The sequence below is a fragment of the Ferruginibacter sp. genome (assembly GCF_028288465.1).
In the GTDB taxonomy this organism is placed as follows: domain Bacteria; phylum Bacteroidota; class Bacteroidia; order Chitinophagales; family Chitinophagaceae; genus Ferruginibacter.
The window spans coordinates 193757-216636 of record NZ_JAQBNR010000021.1; the positions used below are offsets into that span (position 1 = coordinate 193757).

Consider the following 22880-nt stretch of genomic DNA (forward strand, 5'->3'; position numbering starts at 1 on the left):
GACACCCGTCATCTCTAAAATTGCTGCCCGTCGTTTTAAATGCCTGCAAACAAACCTAACTTTGTACAGACAAGTAATATTTTTTTTATGACAACACTTTCGGTTAACATCAATAAAATCGCTACGCTGCGGAACAGTCGTGGCGGCAACAACCCTGATCTTGTTAAAACAGCTTTAGATATTGAGCGTTTCGGGGCCCAGGGAATCACGGTTCATCCAAGGCCGGATGAAAGACATATCCGTTACCAGGATGTGTTTGACTTAAAAAGAGTGATCAACACTGAACTGAATATTGAAGGCAATTGTACGGAAGAGAAATTTGTAACACTGGTATTGGCCAACCAGCCGGCACAGGTAACGCTGGTGCCCGATGCATTGGGACAGATTACCAGCAACCATGGATGGGATACGATTCAGCACAAAGATTATTTAATTAAGATGATCCGCCTGTTTCAAAATGAAGGGATCCGCACTTCTATTTTTGTTGACCCGGTAATTGAAATGGTGGAAGGTGCAGCCGCTACAGGCACCGACCGCATTGAGTTGTACACCGAAGCTTACGCCAAAGAGTTTGCAGCTGGTAATAAAGAAGCTGCTATTGAACCATATATAAAAGCAGCTGAAAAGGCCAACCTGCTTGGGCTGGGCATTAACGCAGGTCACGATCTGGACCTGCAAAACCTGCAGTATTTTGCACAGAACGTTCCCGGCTTGCTGGAAGTTTCTATCGGCCATGCCTTGATTTGTGATGCGCTTTATCTGGGATTGGAAAATACTGTACAATTATACAAACGTTGCCTGAGCGGGATAGAATCTTATGTTTATGGGGAAGAGTAAGTGCCACCTTGAACTTATAAATTTATCTTTTTCAATCTCAAATATCAGGAAAAAATGAAAGCCCACCGCAACCCCGTCAGCGGTTAATCCGGATATCTATCGGGACTGACGGCGGTTGAAACGAGCTCTTCAAATTTTTATTTTAAATCAGTGGAAACCACAACAAACTGAAGGCGTTCCAAATGGCTTAAAAAAGTACAAGAGGGCGATGCAACGATGATCCACATTGCTTTGTAGCCTGGACCAACATTTCTATCATCTTACTTTGCCGCATTGGCTGCCGCATCCAGGTAAGCAGAAAAACTGTTGATGGTTGTTGCTGCAATTTCAATTTGTTCCTGCGCTTCTTTCCAGTTGCGTTGTTCCAGCGCTTCAGTAATACCGGGCAATGTTTTTACGCCATAGCCGGTAAAAAAGCCGGGAGCGTAAATGGCATGCCTGTACCAGCCACGGCGTGGCAGGCCTTCCTTTGTAAGCAGCACCTGCTCCGCCCGGTATAATTGTTTATTAAGTTCATCTTTCTTATCAGCAGGAATGTTTCCGCTGCTCACCGTGTTTAGAGCAGCTGCGCTTTTGGCCAGCGTACTAACTGCATTTTGCAGCGAACTGAAGTTTAAAAAAGGCACTTCGGTTTTTGCAACAGGCGGCAATAAAGGCTCGGTTACTTTATCCGCAATGGTGTAATATTTATCCTTAATAAGCTGATTTTCCACGAGCGTATTTTCCCGCATTTCATCGGCCATGGCAATTACTTCGGATGCATACTTACTGATGGTGCTCTGCAGATTACGAAAATCGAAAGGAAGGGTTTCTGCATCAGCAAACCGAAGCGTTGTGTGGCCTGCTGTTTTTGCAAGGGCTACACCGTATGCAAATTCAGGGTCTTTAAATTTCTTGTATAAGTCGTATGAATCATAAATGGAATGGTATTCGCCTCCTTCATCCTCCCCACCAAAACCAATGTTTAAAGAAGGTACGCCCACATGTTGTGCAAACGGCGAAAAGTCGGAGCCAGAGCCCAATGCAGGCAAAGTGAATGTATTTTTAGCCAGCAAATCTTTCTTTGCTTTTGCACTGGTTGCACCAATGATTTCGAGCGACCGCCTTCTGTCGAATACCGTAACATTTGTTTGCGGATCCATTACCGACTTAGCGATTTCAGTAAAGGCAGGCTCCAACGCCTGGGAACCACCCGCATCTAAAAAGCCACGGCCGTTGCCATCCGAGTTGATATAGAGCACGGCTTTTTTCTGTAGCTCATCCGCATGTTCTTCCACCCACTCTGTTGACCCCATCAGACCTGGCTCTTCGCCATCCCAGGCACAATAAACGATGGTACGTTTTGGCTTCCACCCTGTTTTTAGCAGTTCGCTGACAGACCTGGCTTCTTCCATCATGGCAGCCTGTCCGCTTAATGGATCGTTGGCGCCGTTTACCCATGCATCATGGTGGTTGCCGCGGATGACCCATTCATCCGGAAAATCGGATCCTTTTAATTTTGCCACCACATCGTACAAAGGTTTTATTTTCCAGTCGAATGATAATTTTAAATGAATTTTATTTACACTTGGGCCAGCATGATATGTAATGGGCAAAGCACCTTTCCATGCATCCGGAACAACCGGTCCTTCCAGGCTTTGCAGCAAGGGCAACGCATCGGCATAGCTGATTGGGATCACAGGTATCTTTAATAAATTGGTTGCGTCTTTTCTATCGAGCCGGGTAACGTCTTTAGTAGCGCCAACACCGGGTGTCAGCGGATCGCCGGGATAAACAGGCATGTCCATTACCGAGCCTCGTTGAGCGCCGGTAGAAGGCCTCCACGGCCCCTTGGGATACACATCGCCCTGGAAGTAGCCATCCTCTTTCGGGTCAGAATAAATGATGCAACCAATGGCGCCATGTTCCTGCGCCACTTTTGGCTTAATACCACGCCAGCTCTGCCCGTATTTGGCAATTACAATTTTACCTTTTACATCAACGCCCATCCTCGCCAGCTTTTCGTAATCGGCCGGTACGCCGTAGTTTACAAAAACCAGCTCGGCGGTTACATCACCGTCGGCACTCCAGCAATTGTACACTGGTAATTGGGTGGAAGTTTGCCCGGATGTAGCATCTTCTTTTAAGGCAGGTTCTTTTAGAGAAGCTTTAAAATTTTTGCTACCGGTCATTTCCAGCAGCCTTGTGACAGGTGTTGGAAACAATACATAAAAAGTTTCTATCTGTGCATCATAGCCCCAGCTTTTAAATTTATCGAGTATATATTTTGCATTGGCTTCATCGCCGGGAGAGCCTACATGGTGTGGTACAGCAGACATTTCTTTGATTAAAACATCCACGTTTTTCGCCTGCAGGTTGGCATCGTATTTTTTTTCTGTTTCCAACTGCGCCTGTGCAGAAGAGGCGCTGAAACCAAGTATGCTATTGGTTTGCGCTACAGCGGCAACATAACTAAAACTACCTGCCATCAGCAGCGTACAAAATTTTCTCATGGTTAAAAGTTTTGGTGGAAAGATATTTGAATCATGCTCTTAAAACGAATATAGCTTTTTAATGCAAGATTAAAAAGCTACATGAATAATAAAATTACCTGAGCACAGATAATTTATAACAACATTGCAGGAACAAAAAAAAGTAGTTTTCACATATCAAAAATCAACTTAATAAATTAATTTGTAGCACGAGCATAATGACTAACAGTTAACTTCCCCTTCTATTTCAACAAAGCACTTAGCTTTTTTTCCAACGCAGGGCCTCTTAAATTTTTGGCTACGATTTTACCATCAGGGCCAATTAAGAAATTTTGGGGAATGCTGAAGATGCCCAGCTGTTGTGCCACAGCGTTGCTCCACCCCTGCAAATCACTTACATGATTCCATGTAAGCCCGTCCATTTTTATGGCATCAACCCAGGAAGGTTTTGCCTTATCTAAACTAACACCGAGCACGGTGAAATTTTTGTCTTTAAACTTATTGTAACTCTCTACTACATTGGGGTTTTCCTGGCGGCAGGGTCTGCACCAGCTTGCCCAAAAATCTACCAGTACAAATTTGCCACGTAAAGAAGAAAGGCTAACCGGCGTTCCGGTTGTATCAGGTTGCGTGAAGTCTGGCAACATGGTGCCCACCGCATTTTTCTTTGCCTCTGTAATTTGCTGGGCGATATAGGTGCCCATAGAAGAAGCTTTTAACGGTGCGTTTAAATCATTGTACATGGCTTCCATTTTAACTGCATCTTCTGATAACTGGTTGTAGCGGATGATTGCGAGCGGGGTAACAAAAGAAGCAGCGTGCTGTTTGATAAACTGATCAATTGCCGCCAACGCTTTGTCCTTATCACCATCACCTTCTGAAGCATTTTCAGCAAACAATTTTTGATACGGTTGTATAGTTTGCAATAAACTTTCGTAATCCTTATGCGTTGCTGAACCGGTTACCACAGCGTTACCTATGGCATCCTTGGTAGCTTTAACAGTTACAGTACTGTTATCTAAAAATAAAACGAGATAAGGAGGCTGTTTGTTGAACAACACAATTTTAAAATCAGGAGCAGCCAGTTTTCCCGTGAAAGCGAACTTGTTTTTACTGATAGTTGTTTCGGCTTCTGGTGTACCAGTTTGACCGTTTAATAATGCCACCGTTGTACCATCTGCAAAACCTGTTACCTCACCATGAATTGCAAAACCATCAGCCGGGGCATTGGCAGCTGTTGCAGCCTTTTTTACGGGTGCAGCCGACTTTGCTTTTGATTTTGTTTGCGCCGTTACCAGCAAGGGCAGTAATAATATAATTAGAAAAAAATGCTTCATGGTTTTTATTTAACATGCAATTTAACCCGTTTTGATCAAATGGTTTTAAGCAGTGATACTATTTAGGAATTCTTTAGTGCTTGCCTGTATGTTGACGCTATCCTGCAACGCCTTAATGTACGCACTGCCGATAATGGCGCCATTGGTGTTGGCACAAGCGGTTTCAAAAGTCTCCTTGTCTTTTATACCAAACCCAACCAGGATGGGATTTTTGAGTTGCATACCCTGCAATTTTTTAAAGTAATTACTTTGATCGCTGATGGCTTTATTATTACCCGTGGTGGATGAGGAAGATACCGCATATAAAAAACCGCTGCTCAACGCATCAATTTTCCTGATCCTTTCTTCACCGGTTTCAGGTGTTACCAAAAAGATAAACCTTAAGTTATGTTTATTAAAAAGATCCTTGTAAATGGTTTCAAATTCATACATCGGAAGGTCTGGCAAAATGATGCCATCTACACCAACTGCTTCAGCATCTGCACAAAATTTTTCCAGACCGTATTGCATAATCGGGTTCATGTAGCCCATTAAAATAATTGGCAGGGCAATCGTTTCCCTTACCTGCTGCAGCTGTTCAAACAAAATGGAAATACTCATGCCATTTTCCAATGCCACCATATTACTTTGTTGTATTACCGGTCCATCAGCCAGCGGATCGCTGTACGGCATACCGATCTCTGCAAGGTCTGCCCCGTTTTGTTGCAGCGCCGTCAGCACTTCTACAGTACTGTTTAAATGCGGGTAGCCTGCAGTACAGTACACGTTCAGTATACTTTTATTTTTCTTCGCGAATAGTTGATCAATTCTGTTCATCTTCTTATTTTAATGCAAGTTCCATTTTAATATTTGCCCTTTTATACTCCGATTTAAAATCCGGCACTTCCTTAAATCCATATTTTTCATACAAGTGAATGGCCGGGCCAAGTGTGGTATTGGAATACAAAATCACTTTCTCCAATTGCAATCTTTTTGCTTCGCTCAGGCAATAGTCCACCAATACACTCCCAATCTTTTTCCCCTGGAACCTTTCATCCACGGCCATTTTCGATAATTCAAAAATGCTTTCGGTTACTTTCAGCAGGGCAATTGTTCCGGCTACTTCGCCGTTGAACAAGGCAAAATAAATAAAGCCACCTTCGTTGATATAATATTTCTCAGGGTCAGCCAGCATCTTTTCATCCAGCGGTTCCAGCACAAAATATTTTTGCACCCATGCTTTGTTGAGTGCAGCAAAATTTGTTGCAAGGTTACTGGCGAAGGGGATTATTTCGATCTTATTTTCCATGTTTTTATTTCACCTCATCCGCCCTCTGGGCACCTTCTCCTTTAGGAGAAGGATCGGATCGATGGGTTTACTGTCATCGTAGAGTTGTTCTTTTTCTGGCGTTTTAATGTTTTGTATTTATCTGTTCCTTACAAATTCTTCAATTCGGCTCACTACCTCTTCGATGGTTTCTATAATTGCTTTATTTGTAAACCGTAAAACATTTATCCCGCTTTCGCTTAAAACTTCCGTCCTCTCTGTATCACAAATTTTAATGTCCTTTTTATTGTGTATGCCGCCGTCGGCTTCTAAACACAATTTAATTTCATGGCAATAAAAATCAAGCACATAATTTCCAAAAGGATGCTGCCTTCTGAACTTCAGATTCATCACTTTTCTGTTTCTGATTGACTGCCATAATTTCTCTTCTGCTTCGGTTTTTAACTGTCTTAAGTAGTGCGCATTTTCATAAGTTGAAGGATTGGCATTGTTGTGTAATTTTTCATTATAGTCTGCCATAACAAAATAATTTACAAATTTGAATGCTCCAAAAGCCCCTCTCCTCAAGGAGAAGGGTTGGGATGAGGTCACTATAAATACTTCATATAAGTCGCCAAATCCTTATCCCCTCTTCCGCTTAAACAAATCACCACTACATCGTCTTTTCTAAAAGTCATGTCATTCAAAATATGAAAAGCATGGGCAGTTTCCAGCGCCGGAATAATACCTTCCGTACGACTTATTTCGAAGCCTGCTTTTAGTGCCTGTTCATCGGTTGCACTCATAAAAACAGCACGACCAGTTTTAAACAAATGCGCATGCAAGGGACCAATACCGGGATAATCAAGGCCCGCTGAAATGCTGTGTGGTTCTACCACCTGCCCATCTTCCGTTTGCATTAGCAGGCTTTTGCTGCCATGTAAAATACCCGGTTTACCAAGCTGACTTGTTGCTGCGCTCATACCACTATCAATACCACAACCAGCTGCTTCCACGGCCACAAGTTGTACCGATAAGTCATCCAGAAAATGATAAAAGGCTCCGGCTGCATTGCTGCCACCACCCACACAGGCTATTACATGCGTAGGTAATTCACTACCCGTTTTTTCAAGCAATTGTTTTTTTATTTCCTCGCTGATGATGCTTTGAAAACGTGCCACCATATCGGGGTAAGGATGCGGCCCTACCACGCTGCCGATGATATAATGTGTATCTACGGGGTTGTTGATCCAATCCCTGATTGCCTCGTTGGTGGCATCTTTCAATGTTTTACTGCCACTAATGGCCGGCACCACGGTCGCACCCAGCATCTGCATTCTTGCCACGTTGGGGGCTTGCCGCTCAATGTCTTTTTCGCCCATGTATACGATGCACTCCAAACCTTTCAGTGCACAAACGGTGGCCGTTGCAACACCGTGCTGACCGGCGCCGGTTTCGGCGATAATTCTTTTTTTGCCGAGGCGTTGCGCCAGCAAAATCTGTCCGACCGTATTGTTGATTTTATGTGCGCCGGTGTGGCAAAGGTCTTCCCTTTTCAGGTACACTTTTACGCCGTGTTTCGCACTCAGCCTTTCTGCTAAAAACAGCGGTGTTGGCCTGCCGACATAATCCCGCAACAATTGCTGCAGCTCCTGCTGAAACGCCGGCTCCTGCATTATTTGCAGGTATTGTTCCTGCAACTGCTTTACGTTGGGATATAACATTTCCGGTATAAAAGCCCCGCCGAAATCGCCGTAATATCCATGCTCATTTACAGCGAAATTATTTTGTTGTGTTGTCATCATTTGTATTTCAATTTAACATCATTGTGTCAGCCGATAGCTATCGGCTCACTTGTATTTTTTCAGCTATGCGCAGCCCTTTCAATTCGGAGTACCGGCTGCTGTTTATGGTGTTTGAATTTGCGGCCTGACCCTGGTTCATGCTGCAATGCATTTTATATTTTAAATGCCAGGGATTATCAGTTCCAAAAATTTTAAATCCATCCACCGGTTAAACTTAAACCCTACTTCCTTAAAATGCGCTACTTCCACAAAGCCAAACTTTTCATGCAGCGCAATGCTTGCTTCATTGGTAGCTTCTATACCCGCTACTATTGCATGAAGTCCCAATTGTTTTGCGGCTTCAATCAACGGTGGCATCAATAATTTTGCCACGCCTTTACCGCGGCTTTTACCGGCAACATACACAGAATTTTCTACCGTAAACCGGTACCCAAACCATGGCCTGAAAGGCCCGATGGTACTGAATCCTATCACGACGCCATTTTCTTTTGCCGTAAATACCGGAAAGCCCTGTTCTTTTTTAATTGCAAACCATTCCTGCCGCATGGCGAGCGTATGCGGCTCTTCGTGCCATACTGCCGTGGTGTGGATGATGATATCGTTATAGATTTCCAGCAGGGCTGGTATATCTTCTTCAGTGGCGGCTTGAATTGTTATCATACTTGTCAATTAAAATAAACCCACTACGCTTTAATAAAAGTTCAACAATGGTATGCGGTACAAGAGGGCGATGCAACGATGTACCACAAGGCTTCATGGCCAGGACAACCCCTATCCCCTAAAGGGGAATTACAGTCTTTAGGTTGAGGCGCAAAAGTAAATTTAACCGCGTGCAAATAAATCTATTTTAAAGCTTGCTTCAGTTGTAATACCAATGCCATGTCTTTTACGCCGGGTTCCTTTTCAAACTTACTGTTGATGTCGATACCCATAAAATCGGGGTGCTTAAAGGCCTTTACTTTTACCGCATCTTCCAGGCCAATTCCGCCGCTTAAAAAGAATGGCTTTTCAATTTTAGCTTTTTTCAACAACTTCCAGTCGAACTGTTTTCCCGTGCCGCCTACAGCACCATTTTTACCAGCGGTGTCAAATAAATAATAATCACACACGGCATCGTAATCCGCTACCAGCTCATCTATTGAGCCTGTGTTTGCATCAATACTGAAAGCCTTAATTACTTCTACGTCATCAGATAGCTGCTCACACAACTCAGGCGTTTCTTCACCGTGCAACTGCACCACATCCAAACCATAATCTTCCACCATTTGTATAATTTCATCATAAGCGGCATTTACAAACACACCTACTTTTTTAATGTCAAAGTCGGTTGACTCCAGCTCTTCTTTAGAAATTTTACCAACCACATAACGGGGTGATTCTTTATAAAAAATCAGGCCGGCAAAATCTATATTCAATCCATCTAACTGCTGCAATTGTTTTAACTGCGTGATACCACATACCTTAATGTTCATCGTTTGTTTTTTCTGGTTATAATTGTTGTATAAATTTTTTAATTTTTTCCATGTCTTTAACTCCGGGCAATATTTCGAACTTGCTGTTGATATCAATGGCAAACAATCCTTTCGCTTCAGGCAGCTGACTGAATGCTTTTAATTTCTCAACATCCCCGGGCTCAATGCCTCCGCTTAAAAAATAGGGTTTACCAACCGCCACATCATGCAGTTTACCCCAGTCGAATTTTTTGCCGGTACCACCGTAACCTGCGCCTTCCGTGTCGAACATAAACATATCGCACACTTCCATATAGTCTTTTATACGCCAGCCAATATTATCACTGTCACTGATGCGGAAGGCTTTTACCACCGAAATATAGTCAGCGATTTTTTCGCAATATTTTGGTGTTTCATCACCATGTAACTGAACCATATGCAGGCGGCATTCATCCACCATGTGCAGCACTTCTTCCACAGAAGCGTTTACAAAAACGCCTACTTTATTTACATTGCTTTCTTTTTTTATTTGCGTGGTTGTCATTTGCCGCAACACATACCGCGGTGACTTAGGATAAAAAATAAGGCCTGCAAAAGTGGCGCCCGTTTCAGGTAATTTTACCAGTTGCTCCTCCTGCGTGATACCACAAACTTTTACTCTCATTTTATTTGTTGGTTGCATTTAATTGTTGAACAAAATGGGCAAAAGCAATCGCCGGATCGGGTTGTTTCATAAAGTTTTCGCCTATCAGAAACCCTTTGAAACCCGCATTTTTGAAGATACCAATTGTTTCAATATCATTGATACCACTTTCGGCAATTTTAATTTTATCAGCCGGTATTTTTTTGCTTAATGCGATGGAGCGGTTGATATCAACGGTAAACGTTTTAAGGTCCCGGTTGTTTACACCAACAATTTCAGTATCGGAGCAAATATGCTGTAACTCTTCTTCACAGTGTATTTCAAGCAATACCTCCAGCTGAAGATTTTTCGCAAACCTGGCCAACTCTTCCACCCTTTGCGGTGTAAGACAGGCAGCAATGAGCAAAATTACATCTGCACCAATTGATTTTGCTTCGGTGATCTGGTACTCATCAACAATAAAATCTTTGCGCAAAATAGGTATATTATTTACCCGGGCTTTTATTAGGTCATTGTTGCTACCTCCAAAAAAATGCTGATCTGTTAATACCGATAAACAGCTTGCTCCATATTGAGTATAAGCTTTGGTAACTTCTACCACCTCTGCCTTATCATTAATAATTCCCCTGGAGGGAGATTGTCTTTTAAACTCTGCGATGATACCTGTTTTGATTTCATCCAGCAAAAATTGTTTCAGTGATAACGTTGGGCGATTATACAATGCTGATTGCACCAGCTCCTGAACGGGCGTTTGTAATTCGGTTTGTGCAACTTCTATTTTTTTATGCGCTATTATCGTGTCTAAAATATTCATTCAGTAGATGGAGTAAAATTGACTTGTATAAAAGTTGGTTATAATTATTTCAAACGTTCAATACAATGACGGTGTCAGCATCATTGTAAAATTAATCAGGCGCATACTTTTCTGAGTGTTTCCAATGCCTTACCACTTTCAAGGCTTTCCACGGCCAGCTGGTAGCAGGTTTCATAATCGGCATATTTACCTGTACACTGCAATGCCATGGCTGAGTTGGCCAATACGACTGAATTCTGTGACCATGTACCATCCCCCTTTAAAACGTTCAGGAATATTTTAGCTGCTTCTTCCGGTGTATCGCCTCCGTAAATATCAACTGCACTTACCGTGCGCTTGCCAAGCGATTCTGCGCTCATGATCTTTTCACCTGTATTGGTAATCACTTTTGTATCACCTGTTAAAGAGATTTCGTCATAACCATCCAGCCCGTGAATAATAGTAAAATTGCTGCTGGTTTGTTGCAATAAATAATTGTATATCCTCGCCATTTCAAGATTGTAAACTCCTACCAGCTGGTGTTTGGGGGAGGCAGGATTTACCATTGGCCCCAGCATATTAAAGAAGGTACGAACGCCCAAATTTTTTCGGATTGGTCCTACTACTTTTAATGCCGGATGAAACATAGGCGCATGCAAAAAACAAATATTTGCTTCATCCATTTCCCTGTTTAAGGCATCGGTATCATTTTTAAATTTGTAACCCAATTGCTCCATTACGTTACTTGAACCACTTATGGAAGAAGCGCCATAGTTGCCGTGTTTAGCCACTTTGTTGCCCGTTCCGGCAACAATAAAACAACTGAGAGTTGATATGTTGAAAGTATTTTTTCCATCTCCGCCCGTGCCTACTATATCCATCACTTCCAGCCCGTGTAAATTCACCGGCACACACAATTCCAACAACGCATCCCGGAAACCCTGCAACTCTGCAATAGTAATGCTGCGCATTAAATACACGGTTATAAAAGAAGCGATTTCACTTTCATTGTATATGCCCCTACTGATATTCAACAATACCTCTTTTGCCTGTTCAGCTGAAAGTGTTTTGTGTTCGAATAAATAGCTTAATATTTGTTTCATACTAGCAATATTGCCTTCCCGGTAAAGAATGCGGGAAGCATTAATTTAAAATCTGATTTTCAATTACAAACTTATAACGTCTTATTTATAACTTTCGCCCAGCCAGTTACGCATCATCTTCTCCCCCAATGGTGTCAGCACACTTTCCGGGTGAAACTGTACACCCTGCACATCATATGTTTTATGTTGCAGTGCCATTACATAACCATTGTCGTCTACCGCTGTAATCTCCAGTTCAGCAGGAAAATTTTCCTTATCAACGATCCAGCTATGGTAACGGCCTACTTCAACTTCTTTACCCAAACCTTTTAATACCGGTGCCTCTTCATTAAGGATATTGATTTTTGTTGCAATACCATGATATACTTTATCTAAATTTTTTAAAATGCCGCCAAAGGACTGACCGATTGCCTGGTGGCCCAAACATACGCCCAGTATAGATTTAGTAGCAGCATACCTTTTAATTAGCGGCAATAATAAACCTGCTTCTTCCGGTATGCCCGGGCCCGGCGATAAAATAATTTTATCGTATGCATTCACATCATCCAAAGCAATCTGGTCATTACGAAATACATCCACTTTTTCATGGGTGATCTTTTCTACCAGGTGAACAAGGTTGTACGTAAAGGAATCATAATTATCAAATACCAATATTTTCATCTCAGATATTTTGCGCCAGAACAATGGCTTGTTTTAATGCATTTAATTTATTGTTTACTTCCTGCAACTCGCTTGCGGGATTGCTTGCCGCCACAATGCCTGCGCCTGCCTGGCAAATGAGTGTATTATTTTTACTCAAAAAAGTCCGGATCATAATCGCATGATTGCAACTGCCATCAAAGCCAATGGAGCCGATAGCACCACCATAATAACTTCTAACAGTCGGCTCGTATCCGTCAATTAATTGCATGGCTTTAAACTTGGGCGCACCACTTAAGGTACCTGCCGGAAAACTTACAGCCAGCAATTTAAAAGGATTTTTCTCGGCTCCTACCTTGCCCTGTACTTCACTTACTAAATGAATCACATGAGAATAATAGTTTACCTTTTTGTACTGAGTAACTTCTACTTCATTGCACATCCTGCTCAGGTCGTTTCTTGCAAGATCCACCAGCATTACATGCTCGGCGTTTTCTTTTTCATCATGTTCCAGTTGTATCGCCAGGGCTTTATCGGTATCATCATTTCCAGTACGCCTGAAAGTGCCTGCAATGGGATGTACAATGGCTTTTCCGTTTTGTACGATCAGCTGGCTTTCGGGAGATGACCCCATCAGTTTATAATCGCCGTAATCAAAATAAAATAAATAAGGGCTGGGGTTAATGCTGCGCAGCGCACGGTATACATTGAATTCATCGCCGGTAAATGATTGCTCAAATCTTCTGCTCAATACAATCTGAAACACATCGCCACGATGGCAACTGGCGATACCCTTTTTCACCATTTCCATGTAGTGTTCATCGCTTTGATTAGAACTTTCTTCCCCATTCGTATGGAAAGGAAAAGTTGGTACGTCTTTGCTGCGGATCAAACTCTCTACAAGTTCTACTTCGCTCGGGATGCCTTCAATCGCATTTTCGCAAATAAATAATTCATCTTTAAAATGATTGATGGCTATTACATACTGATATAGACGATAGCGCATCAGCGGTATTTCAGCCGCCGCAACACCACTGCCATCCAATATTGCAGCGTTCTTGTTTTTATTAAGTTCGATAGAATCAAAAAACTGAACCGCGTCATACGTGCTGTAGCCGAATAATCCCTGGGCAACACTGATGGGTTTTGCTGCGGGCGTTTTTATTTCAAAGCGTTGCATAAAATCCCACAACAGTTGAGGCACGTCGGTAGGATTTGCGATGGCAATTTTTTCCTGTGGCTCACCCGGCAGCTTAAATTCCAGCACAGCAGTGTTGCTGATTTCAATACCTGCAATGGCGTTAATGCCAATAAAAGTATAGCTGTTTTCACCTGCATGAAAATCGCTGCTTTCCAGCAAAATAGTGTCCCTGAAACGATCTCTTAACCTCAGGTAAATACCCACCGGCGTAAATACATCGGCCAATAATTTTTTGCAGGTTGTGTCAATAATAATCTTCCTCATGCGTATTTTTTGTGAACGTAATTAAAAGCCGGAAACCAACAAATTAAAAAACCCCAACACAATGTGTCGGGGCCTTAATATAATTAGTACATACATAGCATTGCGACACATCATAATAATGATTGCCACCACCAGATTTTGCTATATGTATTTTGTATCTTCATTTCGTTGTGCAAATATGTGGCAGATTTTATTACCAAAAAAACTTTTTTAGTAAATTCAATAAAAAATATAAGAATGGATATCCAACACAAACAGGCTTCAACCAAAGGCGTATTTTACATTGAAGGCAAGGATAATTACCTGGCAGAACTGGACTATTCGTTGACACCCGGCCAGGTGATGATCATTAACCATACGGAAGTGGATGATTTTTTAAGGGGACAAGATATTGGCAGGGCCCTTGTTAATACAGCAGCAGGATATGCCCGTAAAAATCAGCTGAAAATAATACCGCAATGTTCTTTTGCCAATGCGTTGATGAAGCGGAACAAGGCAGAATATGCAGATGTTTTAAAGGAAAATTAAGTTGGCATTTTATAAGGTACCTTCAACAAAAATTATAATAATATGAACCTGATAATATTCGGAGCAACCGGTATGGTAGGCAAACAATTGGTAAAACAGGCTTTGTACATGGGCCATCATATAAAAGCCTACGGCAGAAATGTGTTTACAGAAAACCTGCCGGAACATAAAGAACTGGAATTGATACAAGGCGCTTTATTTGATGAAAAGCAGGTGCTCACCGCTATCAAAGGCTGCGATGCTGTGTTATCCGCATTGGGTGGCGCTTTCGATGGAACAGATGTTACAAGGTCACTGGGCATGAAAAATATTGTTGCACAAATGCAGAAATCAAGTTGCAAACGGATCATCGGCATCGGCGGATTGGGTATCTTGAATGCCAGTGCGGATGATGAGACCCTTATAATGGACCAGCCGGATTTTAAACCTGAATATATACCTGTGAGCATGGAACATTTTAAAGCCTATAATTTCTTAAAAGCATCTTCACTCGAATGGACGTTTGTTTGTCCACCTGATATTATTGATGCGGACGTTACCGGACATTATACTACCAGTGCTGACTATCCCCCGGCTACAAACAAATACCGCATCAACGCCGGCGACCTGGCTATGTTTATGCTGAAGGAAATAACGGCTAACGAATACATTCAGCACCGGGTAGGCATCTCCAATTAACATCAATTAATTTTATCAAACCCTTAACCAAAACAGGGTACAATATTGTACATCTTTACAAAAAAAAATTGAAGCAACTTTTACTTTTCTTTTTTGTAGCCTGCACAGCCTTTGCCAAAGCGCAAAAGATAGACAGCATCTATGTAAACCTATATACCGATAGTCTGAAAAAAGGCACTTACAATTATATCAATATTGACGGCAAATTGGCCAACGGCAGATACCTTCCGCTGGATACTACTGACCTGGTTTTTACATCGTCCGCCGGCCAGTTTAAAGGAAACAGTTTATGGATTGACAGGGATTTTAAACAAGAGAAAGTATCTATCAGGGTTGTGATGAAAAACAATCCGGCGCTCCACCGGGAATTCGACATTTACATCAAACAGAAGCCGGATGATGAACATTTGAAAACAGCAGAGGAAATTATGAATGAAATGAGACAGTCCAGAAAGAAAAACGGCAGATCATAACGCTCCGACATAGCACAAACAAAAATCCCGGTTAATTGAAAATACAATTACCGGGATTTCTTTTACCAGCCTTCTCTATGGCAAATGTTGTTATGCAAACTTCTTGGCATCTTCTAAAAACTTAGCCAGCCCAATATCCGTCAATGGATGTTTTAATAATCCAAGGATGGAATCCAGCGGACAGGTACAAACGTCTGCCCCGGCTTCTGCACATTTAATAATATGATTTGGATAGCGTATTGACGCTGCCAGAATTTCTGTTTTATATCCCTGCACGGTAAATATCTGGCGCAGCTGGTGAATCAGTTCCATCCCATCCCAACCACTGTCATCTATTCTGCCGATAAACGGTGAAACATAAGATGCGCCTGCTTTTGCAGCCAGTATTGCCTGGCCTGCTGAAAATATCAGCGTACAATTGGTTCTGATGCCATTGTCGCTAAACCATTTAATTGCCTTTACGCCTTCTTTAATCATCGGCACTTTTACTACGATATTCGGATGAATAGCGTGCAGTTTTTTTCCTTCTTCGATGATGCCATCAAAATCGGTTGAAACTACTTCAGCACTGATATCACCGTCTACCATTTCGCAGATGGTTTTATAATGATTGGTAACTGCTTCAATTCCCTTGATGCCTTCTTTGGCCATCAGTGAAGGATTGGTTGTAACGCCATCTAAAATTCCAAGATCGTTTGCTTCTTTAATCTGTGCCAGGTTGGCTGTGTCTATAAAAAATTTCATACGACTATCCCCTTAAAGGAGGAATGCTTTTTTATTGGTGATAAATTCAAATACAATGCAAAAGTAGATTAATTGTCATAAAAACAATTAAAAATTATACAGAAGATTCAATACACAAAATTAGGGAAGATATTTTAACTATGGGGCATAAAAAATGGCAAGTTACTTACATCGCACCGCTCAACCATCTACCCTTGCTACCTTCCGGTCCTGGGGGAGTTCAACAGGAGCTGGTCGTATAAGACTTGCCGGTGCAAATATAGGGTAGAAATAGTTAGGGATAAAAATAACACCCCAATTATTTTGCAACTCATTTCTGATGTAGTTTATTACCAACGTATAAACTTTATTTTTGTACAGGCTAAGAAGCTTTGTGGTACTGCATTTGCGTCGCACTCTTGTACATTACTTTTTCAGGCAGCGCTGGCCTTCGTCTTCATGTATCTGCGCATAAAAAAATATTTTAATTACCAACGGCAAAATAAAAACACTTTAATCAGGTCACATCATGCAACAAGGCACATAAAAATCCAATAATAAAAAAAACATCCTTACATTTAAAATTCAAAGTTTTCGCCTGTCATTAGCGATTTTGCTTAAACAATTTACTCACAACAAAAATCTTCAGAATGAAAGGATGGTCTCTTCTTTACTGCATTGTATTTTTATCGGCAGCAGGTTCTGCACAAAGTTTTAAATCCATTTTTAATGGCAAAGATCTTACCGGCTGGAAAAATAACGGTACCGAAAAATGGTACGTTGATAAAAAAGAACTTGTATGCGAAAGTGGCCCTGACAAACAGTATGGTTATCTTTCTACCACAAAAAATTATAAAAATTTCGAGCTCAGTTTACAGTTTAAACAAGAGGCCAATGGTAACAGTGGTGTGTTCATCCGCTCTTCTATTGAGGGCACCAAAATCAGTGGCTGGCAGGTAGAAGTGGCGCCTGAAAATTTGCATACCGGTGGCATTTACGAATCGTACGGCCGTGGCTGGCTGATACAACCCAAACCGGAAGATGAAAAATGGTTAAAGATGGGTCAATGGAATACGATGAAAATATTGGTAAAAGGTGATGAAGTTACAAGCTGGTTAAATGGTCACCAGATGGTATACCTCAAGGATGAAAAAATTGGTCAGGGGGAAGGATTTATAGCATTGCAGATCCACGATGGTGGTGGCATTAAAGTAAGATGGAAAAATATTCGCATTAAAGAACTGAAATAAATTCACTTCATTTTACCTGAATTCAAATTATAATTTTCCCAATCAACATAATTTAAAAAAATGAAAAATACCTCAGATTCCTCTCGCAGAAATTTCATTAAAAAAATGGCCGGCGCCTCTGCAGCAATTGCTGTGGGTAATGCCGCGTTTGCTACTCAAGCAAATAATAACTACTTCGAAAAGCTGCACCGCAACCCCTTGAGCGCAAACGATAAAATAAACTTCGCCCTGATAGGTGCAGGAGGCATGGGCACTCAGGATGTTATCACAGCCTTAAAAACGCCCAATGTAAAACTGGTAGCCGTATGTGACCTGTACAAAGGCCGTTTAAAAGACGCTACTACCAAATGGGGCAATGATCTTTTTTTAACGCAACACTACAAAGAAATTTTAAGTCGTAAAGATGTGGATGCGGTCATCATCGCAACACCCGATCACTGGCATCAGCAAATTTCTATCGACGCCATGCGTGCCGGTAAACATGTGTATTGCGAGAAACCAATGGTACATGCCATCACAGAAGGACCTGCCGTAATAAAAGCGCAAACGGAGACAGGAAAAGTGTTCCAGGTGGGCAGCCAGGGCGTTTCTTCACTGGGTAATGAAAAGGCAAAACAGTTATTAAAGGATGGTGCCATCGGTACATTAAATTATGCAGAAGGTTTTTGGGCCAGGCACTCTCCTACAGGCGCCTGGCAATACCCAATTCCTGCCGATGCTTCAACAGATACCGTTGACTGGGAAACCTATATCAGCAACACCACCAAACGTCCGTTTGATGCTACCCGTTTTTTCAGGTGGAGAAATTACAGGGATTATGGAACCGGCATGGCGGGTGATCTTTTTGTGCACTTGTTCTCAAGTCTTCATTTTATTACCAACTCTTACGGCCCTAATAAAATATATGCTGCCGGCGGCTTACGCTACTGGAAAGACGGCCGTGAAGTACCCGACGTTTTGTTGGGAACATTTGATTATCCGCAAAGCGTTGCCCATGCTCCTTTCAATCTTTCCCTGCGTTGTAATTTTGTAGATGGCACCAGCGGTACCACTTACCTAAAACTGGTAGGCAGCGAAGGCAGCATGGATGTAACGTGGGATAGTGTTACTTTAAAAAGAAATAAAACAACCGAAACAGATGATCCTTTCCTGATTGAGCAAATGAAAAAAGCAGGTACCCCACTCAGTGACCGAAAGAGAATTTTGCCTCCGGAAGAATACACGTTTGCTGCGGAAAAAGATTACCTCGGCGGACCATATGATCATTTTGTCAACTTTTTTACAGCTATACGCAATGGCGGAAAGGTTGCGGAAGACGCCATATTTGCCTACAGGGCTGCTGCGCCTGCCTTACTTTGCAACGACAGTTTTAACCAGGACACCGCCATGCTTTGGAACCCAGAAACAATGCAGTTAGTAAAAAAATAAAAAGCATCAGGATGAAAAGTATTTTTTAAAAATAGCTTTCGCCCTGCTTGCATTGGCTTAACGGAAAAAAACAAAAGGCTGCAAACACAGGATTTGCTGCCTTTTTATTTTTAATCTATTTTTTATAATTTTCTGCAACAACACGTATACAAGTTATAAAAAATTTACCTTCGCAAAATAGTTGGTGAGATTATTGCATATATCCGGCTATTTATTATTGGCTGAGGAGTAAGACAAACTATTGCAACTTAAAATTTGAACACATTGACACAAACATATATTTTTTCAGCAGCGGCTTTCATTGCAGGTTTCATTATTGCCTGGATTGTACGCACCATTGCGATGGCAAAATTGCAGAAATCGCTTAAGAGCACGCAGGGCTACCTGGAAAGTGCGCTGTTAAAAAAAGAAACCCTTCAAAAGGAAAATGTTCATGTGCACCAGTTAAAACAAGCTGCAGAAATGGAGTGTGAAAAAAAGCTGGAGCAAGCCAACAAGTTGAACAAAATATTGGATGAAGATATTTTATTGTTACAAAAAAGCAATGAAGAAACGGAGGCATTATTGCGACAGGGCCAACCTGCTCTACACGCCCTTAAACTCCAATTGCTTGACGCCCACAACACCATCGCCCGATACAAAGCACAACAGCAACAAGTAGGAAAAAAAGTATAATTAAGATAGTGTTCAAAAGTGAATCTTCAATTCAAAAAAAGGTTTTCATAGGATTGATAGTCAACACTAACTGGTACGGATTACTGCTGTAATACAACAGCTGAGGTTTCCCAAGAATTTAACTCAAAAAATTCATTTCTTATCATTCTTAAAATGCTAGTTTATAAAAGCATATATCACAGAATACATACTCGCCAAAAGCACTACACATTTCCAGCAATACATTTTTTTCATTTGTTTTTTATTTAGCTAACAAAGTTAGGAAGGCATATGTTTTACTGGTGTTAATAATTTATCTCTTTACCTAAATTCATTATCAAAAACCACAAGCTGTCCGGGCATACAATTTGTTTCTTTTTACAATTCACTAAATAAATTGTTTATGAAAATTAAATTGATAATCACTGCATTGATAGCCTTGCTGGCAACGGCAAATGTACATGCACAAACAGTATCAAAGGATTCTATCAATATGCTAAAACAGCAAAAGGAAGCACTAAAAATTGCCAAACGGGTAAATGAACAAAAATTAAAACTTGCTGATCTTGAAAATAGTGTAGAAAAGAAAACCCTTGATATGCAAAATAGTGCCCGTAAGGCACAGGAGTCGGCAAACAACAACGCAAAAGCTGCTGACAAATTAAGCAGCAATCCTCAAAGTGAAGGACTGGCTAACAAAGCAGATAACAAGGCTGGCGATGCAAAAAAAGATGCGAAAAAGGCAAGAAAAGCCGAAGATGATTTAAATAAAACCCGGGATAAAATTGAAAAGTTAAGAAAGAAAATTGCTGATGATGAGTCGAAGCTTTCAGCAATGAGACCCTCGTAAATAAAAGCAATTAATCTGCAAAAGCAGTGCAGATAATAACTTAATTAATGTTGACTGGTAAATTATTTTAACGCTTAGCTTGGTTCTTAAACGCACATAAAAATATCCATCACTTAAAAAAGCTGTTTGTAAAACTTACTGCTTATCTTAAAGCAATAAAATTGTATGAAAGCAGCAGTATTAATGAAAAAAGGACCAGCTCTCGACGCATTCAAAATAAGAGAAGTCCCAAAACCTGAAATTCAGCCCGGACAAGTATTGATAAAAGTAGCCGCCTTCGGGTTGAATTTTGCCGATGTTATGGCGCGGAAAGGGATGTATAAAGAAGCCCCTCCTCTGCCCGCCATTTTGGGTTATGATGTCGCTGGAACAATAGATGAAATCGGTGCAGGTGTTACCAGTTTAAAAAAGGGTGACCGCGTTACAGCAATGACAAGGTTTGGTGGTTACGCTGAATATGCGTTAACCAATGCGAGCGCAGTGGCTGTAATTCCAGACGAGTTGGATACAGCGACAGCAACCGCTTTAACAACACAATATTGCACGGCATTTTACGCAGCCTCCGAAATGGTGAACTTGCATACAGATGACAGTGTCTTAATTCAGTCTGGTGCTGGTGGTGTTGGTACCGCATTAATACAATTTGCCAAACACCGTGGGTGCAGGATATTTGCCACAGCTGGTAGCGAGAGCAAGTTAAATTACCTGAAAGCGTTAGGAGTTCAGCACCCAATCAATTACAATACGCAAGACTTTGAAAAGGTGATAAGAGATGTTACTGAACAAAAAGGTGTAGATGTAATTTTTGACGCGATTGGTGGTAAGAGCATCAAAAAAGGAATTCGATCACTTGCTCCAGGTGGCCGCATTGTCTGTTATGGCGCTTCTGCATTGAATGGTAAAAATATTTTTGGTAAAATCATTACCGGACTGCAATTTGGATTCTATCATCCGGCCATGCTGATGATGCCTTCCAAATCTATTATCGGCATTAATATGCTGCAGATTGCGGACCACCAACCAGCAGTAATTCAGCGTTGTTTACAGCAGGTAATGGAACTTTATAAGGCAGGTGTATTCAAACCATCCATCGCAAAAACATTCCCTTCAACGGCAATTGGTGAGGCACATGACTTTTTGGAAAACAGGATGAGCACAGGCAAGGTTGTGGTTCGATGGGAATAAGTCGGAACCTGCAAAAATGATTTATAATTTGTTGAGTATATGAGGTTTATTTTATAAGCAGTTTGTGCAGCCGTTCAATTTCACCCTTCTCAGCCGGTGACAATACATCACCGTTATCATATTTGGATTTAAGAAACAAAACCATTTTGTGCTGGGGATATTTTACAAGAATTTCATTGATGTATAAGCCCGATTTTTCATCTTTAATAACAACAGGCGCTGCGAAAGGCATCGGAGATTTGTAACGGGTGGGCTTTTTGAGAATGACCGCTTCCAGCGTGGCTAATTTACCCGGTGGCATCCCGGCAACTTTAGCGGCTTTCGCATGCAGATCCTGTAACTGCTTTTTACTAAGTCCGCCCCTTTCCTGGTATTGAAATAAAAGACTTTTTATAAAATTAGATGCGGGGTAAGCTTCCATTGTGAGTCGCAGAATATCATTAATAACATCCACCGATGGATTTTTTCTGATCATATTTTTTATTTGGAGATGAAAGTAAGAAAAAAATTACGGGAACGATCATTGATGTATAACACAAAAAAATGGAGTGTCCGTTTAAACACTGTTTAAATGGACACTCCACAGATCGACCTTCACTCTCCTTTCGTTATACTTTTTTAGGAGACTGCTTTGCAAGTTTTACTGAGAAGTAAACAAGTGAAGCTACAGAAAGAATGAGGGTGAGGTTCAACAGCATTGAAGCGTTGTTGGGGTAATTGGTCATGGGGTAAAGATTTAGGGTTTCAGATGAATAGTTAACTGAAAAAGAAGATAATTATTGTGCTGCGTTTCTTTTTTCTGGTTTTTTGCTGTCTTTAGTTGTTAATATACAGCTACATATAAAAAAAATAGTACTTTTACTATATCACCTTTTTAAGAAAACTTAGCCTGCAAACAATAGCCGCGATAAGTTTTGTACATTTACAAAAAAATAACCTGATGAAAATTTTTGTTGCTGGACTCCCATACGATCTGGATGATGATGAACTGGTAGAAATATTTGAAAAATTTGGGACTATTATCTCTGCGAAAGTGGCTATGGATAAGGAAACCGGGAAAAGCAAGGGCTTTGGTTTTATAGAAATGCAAAATGACGCAGAAGCACTGGACGCCATTGAGAGTCTTAATGATATTTCGTTGGGTAAAAAACCGCTTGTGGTTAAAAGAGCAGAAGAAGGCAGTTCCAGAGGCCCGGGTGCAGGACCTAATGCACGCCCGGGTGGCGGCGCTCCACGCGGTAACAATAATGGTGGATTTAACCGGGATCGCAACCGGTTTCAATAATAATTTAATTATTTAAAAAGGCGCAGTAATTTTAAA

At 41.3% G+C, this 22880-nt stretch carries 25 protein-coding genes and 1 other RNA gene; 10 read left to right on the top strand and 16 right to left on the bottom strand.

All coding sequences use genetic code 11. The annotated features are described in order from the left end of the window. The first annotated feature begins 87 nt into the window (after positions 1-87). The gene (locus tag JWR61_RS10015) at positions 88-837 is read left to right on the top strand and encodes a pyridoxine 5'-phosphate synthase (protein WP_290337671.1); all 750 of its coding nucleotides are present in this window, start codon (positions 88-90) and stop codon (positions 835-837) included. Positions 838-1097: 260 nt separating this feature from the next. Here JWR61_RS10015 and JWR61_RS10020 read toward each other — a convergent pair whose 3' ends face one another. From JWR61_RS10020 to JWR61_RS10080, 13 genes are all read right to left on the bottom strand, one after another. Then, complete coding sequence (locus JWR61_RS10020) at positions 1098-3329, bottom strand: transferrin receptor-like dimerization domain-containing protein (RefSeq protein ID WP_301927682.1); 2232 nt, start codon at positions 3327-3329, stop codon at positions 1098-1100. Positions 3330-3550: 221 nt separating this feature from the next. Beyond that, positions 3551-4645 carry a TlpA disulfide reductase family protein gene (locus tag JWR61_RS10025; RefSeq protein WP_301927683.1) on the bottom strand — a complete coding sequence of 365 codons (1095 nt, stop codon included), beginning with the start codon at positions 4643-4645 and terminating at the stop codon, positions 3551-3553. 45 nt (positions 4646-4690) lie between these two features. Further along, positions 4691-5461, bottom strand: coding sequence for a tryptophan synthase subunit alpha (gene trpA / locus JWR61_RS10030; protein WP_301927684.1), 771 nt, complete (start codon positions 5459-5461; stop codon positions 4691-4693). 4 nt (positions 5462-5465) lie between these two features. After that, on the bottom strand, positions 5466-5933 hold the full coding sequence (locus JWR61_RS10035; protein ID WP_301927685.1) for a GNAT family N-acetyltransferase: 468 nt from the start codon (positions 5931-5933) through the stop codon (positions 5466-5468). A 117-nt stretch (positions 5934-6050) separates the two neighbouring features. Next, positions 6051-6431 (bottom strand): endonuclease domain-containing protein, encoded by a 381-nt coding sequence (locus JWR61_RS10040; protein ID WP_301927686.1) that lies wholly within the window; start codon positions 6429-6431, stop codon positions 6051-6053. A 71-nt stretch (positions 6432-6502) separates the two neighbouring features. Further along, positions 6503-7693: a tryptophan synthase subunit beta gene (gene trpB / locus JWR61_RS10045; protein WP_367881797.1), complete on the bottom strand. Its 1191-nt coding sequence runs from the start codon at positions 7691-7693 to the stop codon at positions 6503-6505. A gap of 162 nt (positions 7694-7855) precedes the next feature. Continuing rightward, on the bottom strand, positions 7856-8356 hold the full coding sequence (locus tag JWR61_RS10050) for a GNAT family N-acetyltransferase (protein WP_301927688.1): 501 nt from the start codon (positions 8354-8356) through the stop codon (positions 7856-7858). A gap of 182 nt (positions 8357-8538) precedes the next feature. Next, entirely contained in the window at positions 8539-9168 is a 630-nt protein-coding gene (locus tag JWR61_RS10055; protein ID WP_301927689.1) for a phosphoribosylanthranilate isomerase, read from the bottom strand. A 16-nt stretch (positions 9169-9184) separates the two neighbouring features. Continuing rightward, positions 9185-9811 (bottom strand): phosphoribosylanthranilate isomerase, encoded by a 627-nt coding sequence (locus JWR61_RS10060; protein ID WP_290337679.1) that lies wholly within the window; start codon positions 9809-9811, stop codon positions 9185-9187. Position 9812: 1 nt separating this feature from the next. Continuing rightward, positions 9813-10604, bottom strand: a complete 792-nt coding sequence (gene trpC, locus JWR61_RS10065; RefSeq protein WP_301927690.1) for an indole-3-glycerol phosphate synthase TrpC — start codon at positions 10602-10604, stop codon at positions 9813-9815. Positions 10605-10699: 95 nt separating this feature from the next. Next, complete coding sequence (gene trpD, locus JWR61_RS10070; RefSeq protein ID WP_301927691.1) at positions 10700-11686, bottom strand: anthranilate phosphoribosyltransferase; 987 nt, start codon at positions 11684-11686, stop codon at positions 10700-10702. A gap of 81 nt (positions 11687-11767) precedes the next feature. Continuing rightward, complete coding sequence (locus JWR61_RS10075; RefSeq protein ID WP_301927692.1) at positions 11768-12346, bottom strand: aminodeoxychorismate/anthranilate synthase component II; 579 nt, start codon at positions 12344-12346, stop codon at positions 11768-11770. Position 12347: 1 nt separating this feature from the next. After that, entirely contained in the window at positions 12348-13790 is a 1443-nt protein-coding gene (locus JWR61_RS10080) for an anthranilate synthase component I family protein (RefSeq protein ID WP_301927693.1), read from the bottom strand. A 237-nt stretch (positions 13791-14027) separates the two neighbouring features. Between JWR61_RS10080 and JWR61_RS10085 the strand changes: the two genes are divergently transcribed. The 3 genes from JWR61_RS10085 to JWR61_RS10095 all read left to right on the top strand — a co-directional run bounded on the left by JWR61_RS10085 (position 14028) and on the right by JWR61_RS10095 (position 15469). Next, positions 14028-14318 carry a GNAT family N-acetyltransferase gene (locus JWR61_RS10085; protein ID WP_301927694.1) on the top strand — a complete coding sequence of 97 codons (291 nt, stop codon included), beginning with the start codon at positions 14028-14030 and terminating at the stop codon, positions 14316-14318. 42 nt (positions 14319-14360) lie between these two features. Continuing rightward, entirely contained in the window at positions 14361-14996 is a 636-nt protein-coding gene (locus JWR61_RS10090) for an NAD(P)-dependent oxidoreductase (protein ID WP_301927695.1), read from the top strand. 68 nt (positions 14997-15064) lie between these two features. Beyond that, positions 15065-15469 carry a hypothetical protein gene (locus tag JWR61_RS10095; RefSeq protein ID WP_301927696.1) on the top strand — a complete coding sequence of 135 codons (405 nt, stop codon included), beginning with the start codon at positions 15065-15067 and terminating at the stop codon, positions 15467-15469. 90 nt (positions 15470-15559) lie between these two features. Here the strand turns inward: JWR61_RS10095 and fsa are convergent, their stop codons facing one another. Both fsa and ffs read right to left on the bottom strand, forming a co-directional pair. Further along, a complete protein-coding gene (gene fsa / locus JWR61_RS10100) occupies positions 15560-16213 on the bottom strand; it encodes a fructose-6-phosphate aldolase (RefSeq protein ID WP_290337687.1) in 654 nt (217 codons plus the stop codon). Between the two features lie 152 nt (positions 16214-16365). Next, positions 16366-16464: signal recognition particle sRNA small type (ffs, locus tag JWR61_RS10105), an RNA gene on the bottom strand. A gap of 378 nt (positions 16465-16842) precedes the next feature. Between ffs and JWR61_RS10110 the strand changes: the two genes are divergently transcribed. From JWR61_RS10110 to JWR61_RS10130, 5 genes are all read left to right on the top strand, one after another. Continuing rightward, positions 16843-17442 (top strand): DUF1080 domain-containing protein, encoded by a 600-nt coding sequence (locus JWR61_RS10110; RefSeq protein ID WP_301927697.1) that lies wholly within the window; start codon positions 16843-16845, stop codon positions 17440-17442. A 60-nt stretch (positions 17443-17502) separates the two neighbouring features. Further along, entirely contained in the window at positions 17503-18870 is a 1368-nt protein-coding gene (locus JWR61_RS10115) for a Gfo/Idh/MocA family protein (RefSeq protein ID WP_301927698.1), read from the top strand. A gap of 264 nt (positions 18871-19134) precedes the next feature. Next, positions 19135-19545: a hypothetical protein gene (locus tag JWR61_RS10120; protein ID WP_301927699.1), complete on the top strand. Its 411-nt coding sequence runs from the start codon at positions 19135-19137 to the stop codon at positions 19543-19545. Between the two features lie 382 nt (positions 19546-19927). Next, positions 19928-20374: a hypothetical protein gene (locus JWR61_RS10125; RefSeq protein WP_301927700.1), complete on the top strand. Its 447-nt coding sequence runs from the start codon at positions 19928-19930 to the stop codon at positions 20372-20374. Between the two features lie 165 nt (positions 20375-20539). Then, positions 20540-21559, top strand: a complete 1020-nt coding sequence (locus tag JWR61_RS10130) for a zinc-binding dehydrogenase (RefSeq protein WP_301927701.1) — start codon at positions 20540-20542, stop codon at positions 21557-21559. A 46-nt stretch (positions 21560-21605) separates the two neighbouring features. On the opposite strand, the gene JWR61_RS10135 is transcribed toward JWR61_RS10130, so the two are convergent. Beyond that, positions 21606-22034, bottom strand: a complete 429-nt coding sequence (locus JWR61_RS10135) for a hypothetical protein (RefSeq protein ID WP_301927702.1) — start codon at positions 22032-22034, stop codon at positions 21606-21608. A 465-nt stretch (positions 22035-22499) separates the two neighbouring features. Between JWR61_RS10135 and JWR61_RS10140 the strand changes: the two genes are divergently transcribed. After that, positions 22500-22844: an RNA-binding protein gene (locus JWR61_RS10140; RefSeq protein ID WP_290337694.1), complete on the top strand. Its 345-nt coding sequence runs from the start codon at positions 22500-22502 to the stop codon at positions 22842-22844. Positions 22845-22880: the final 36 nt, after the last annotated feature.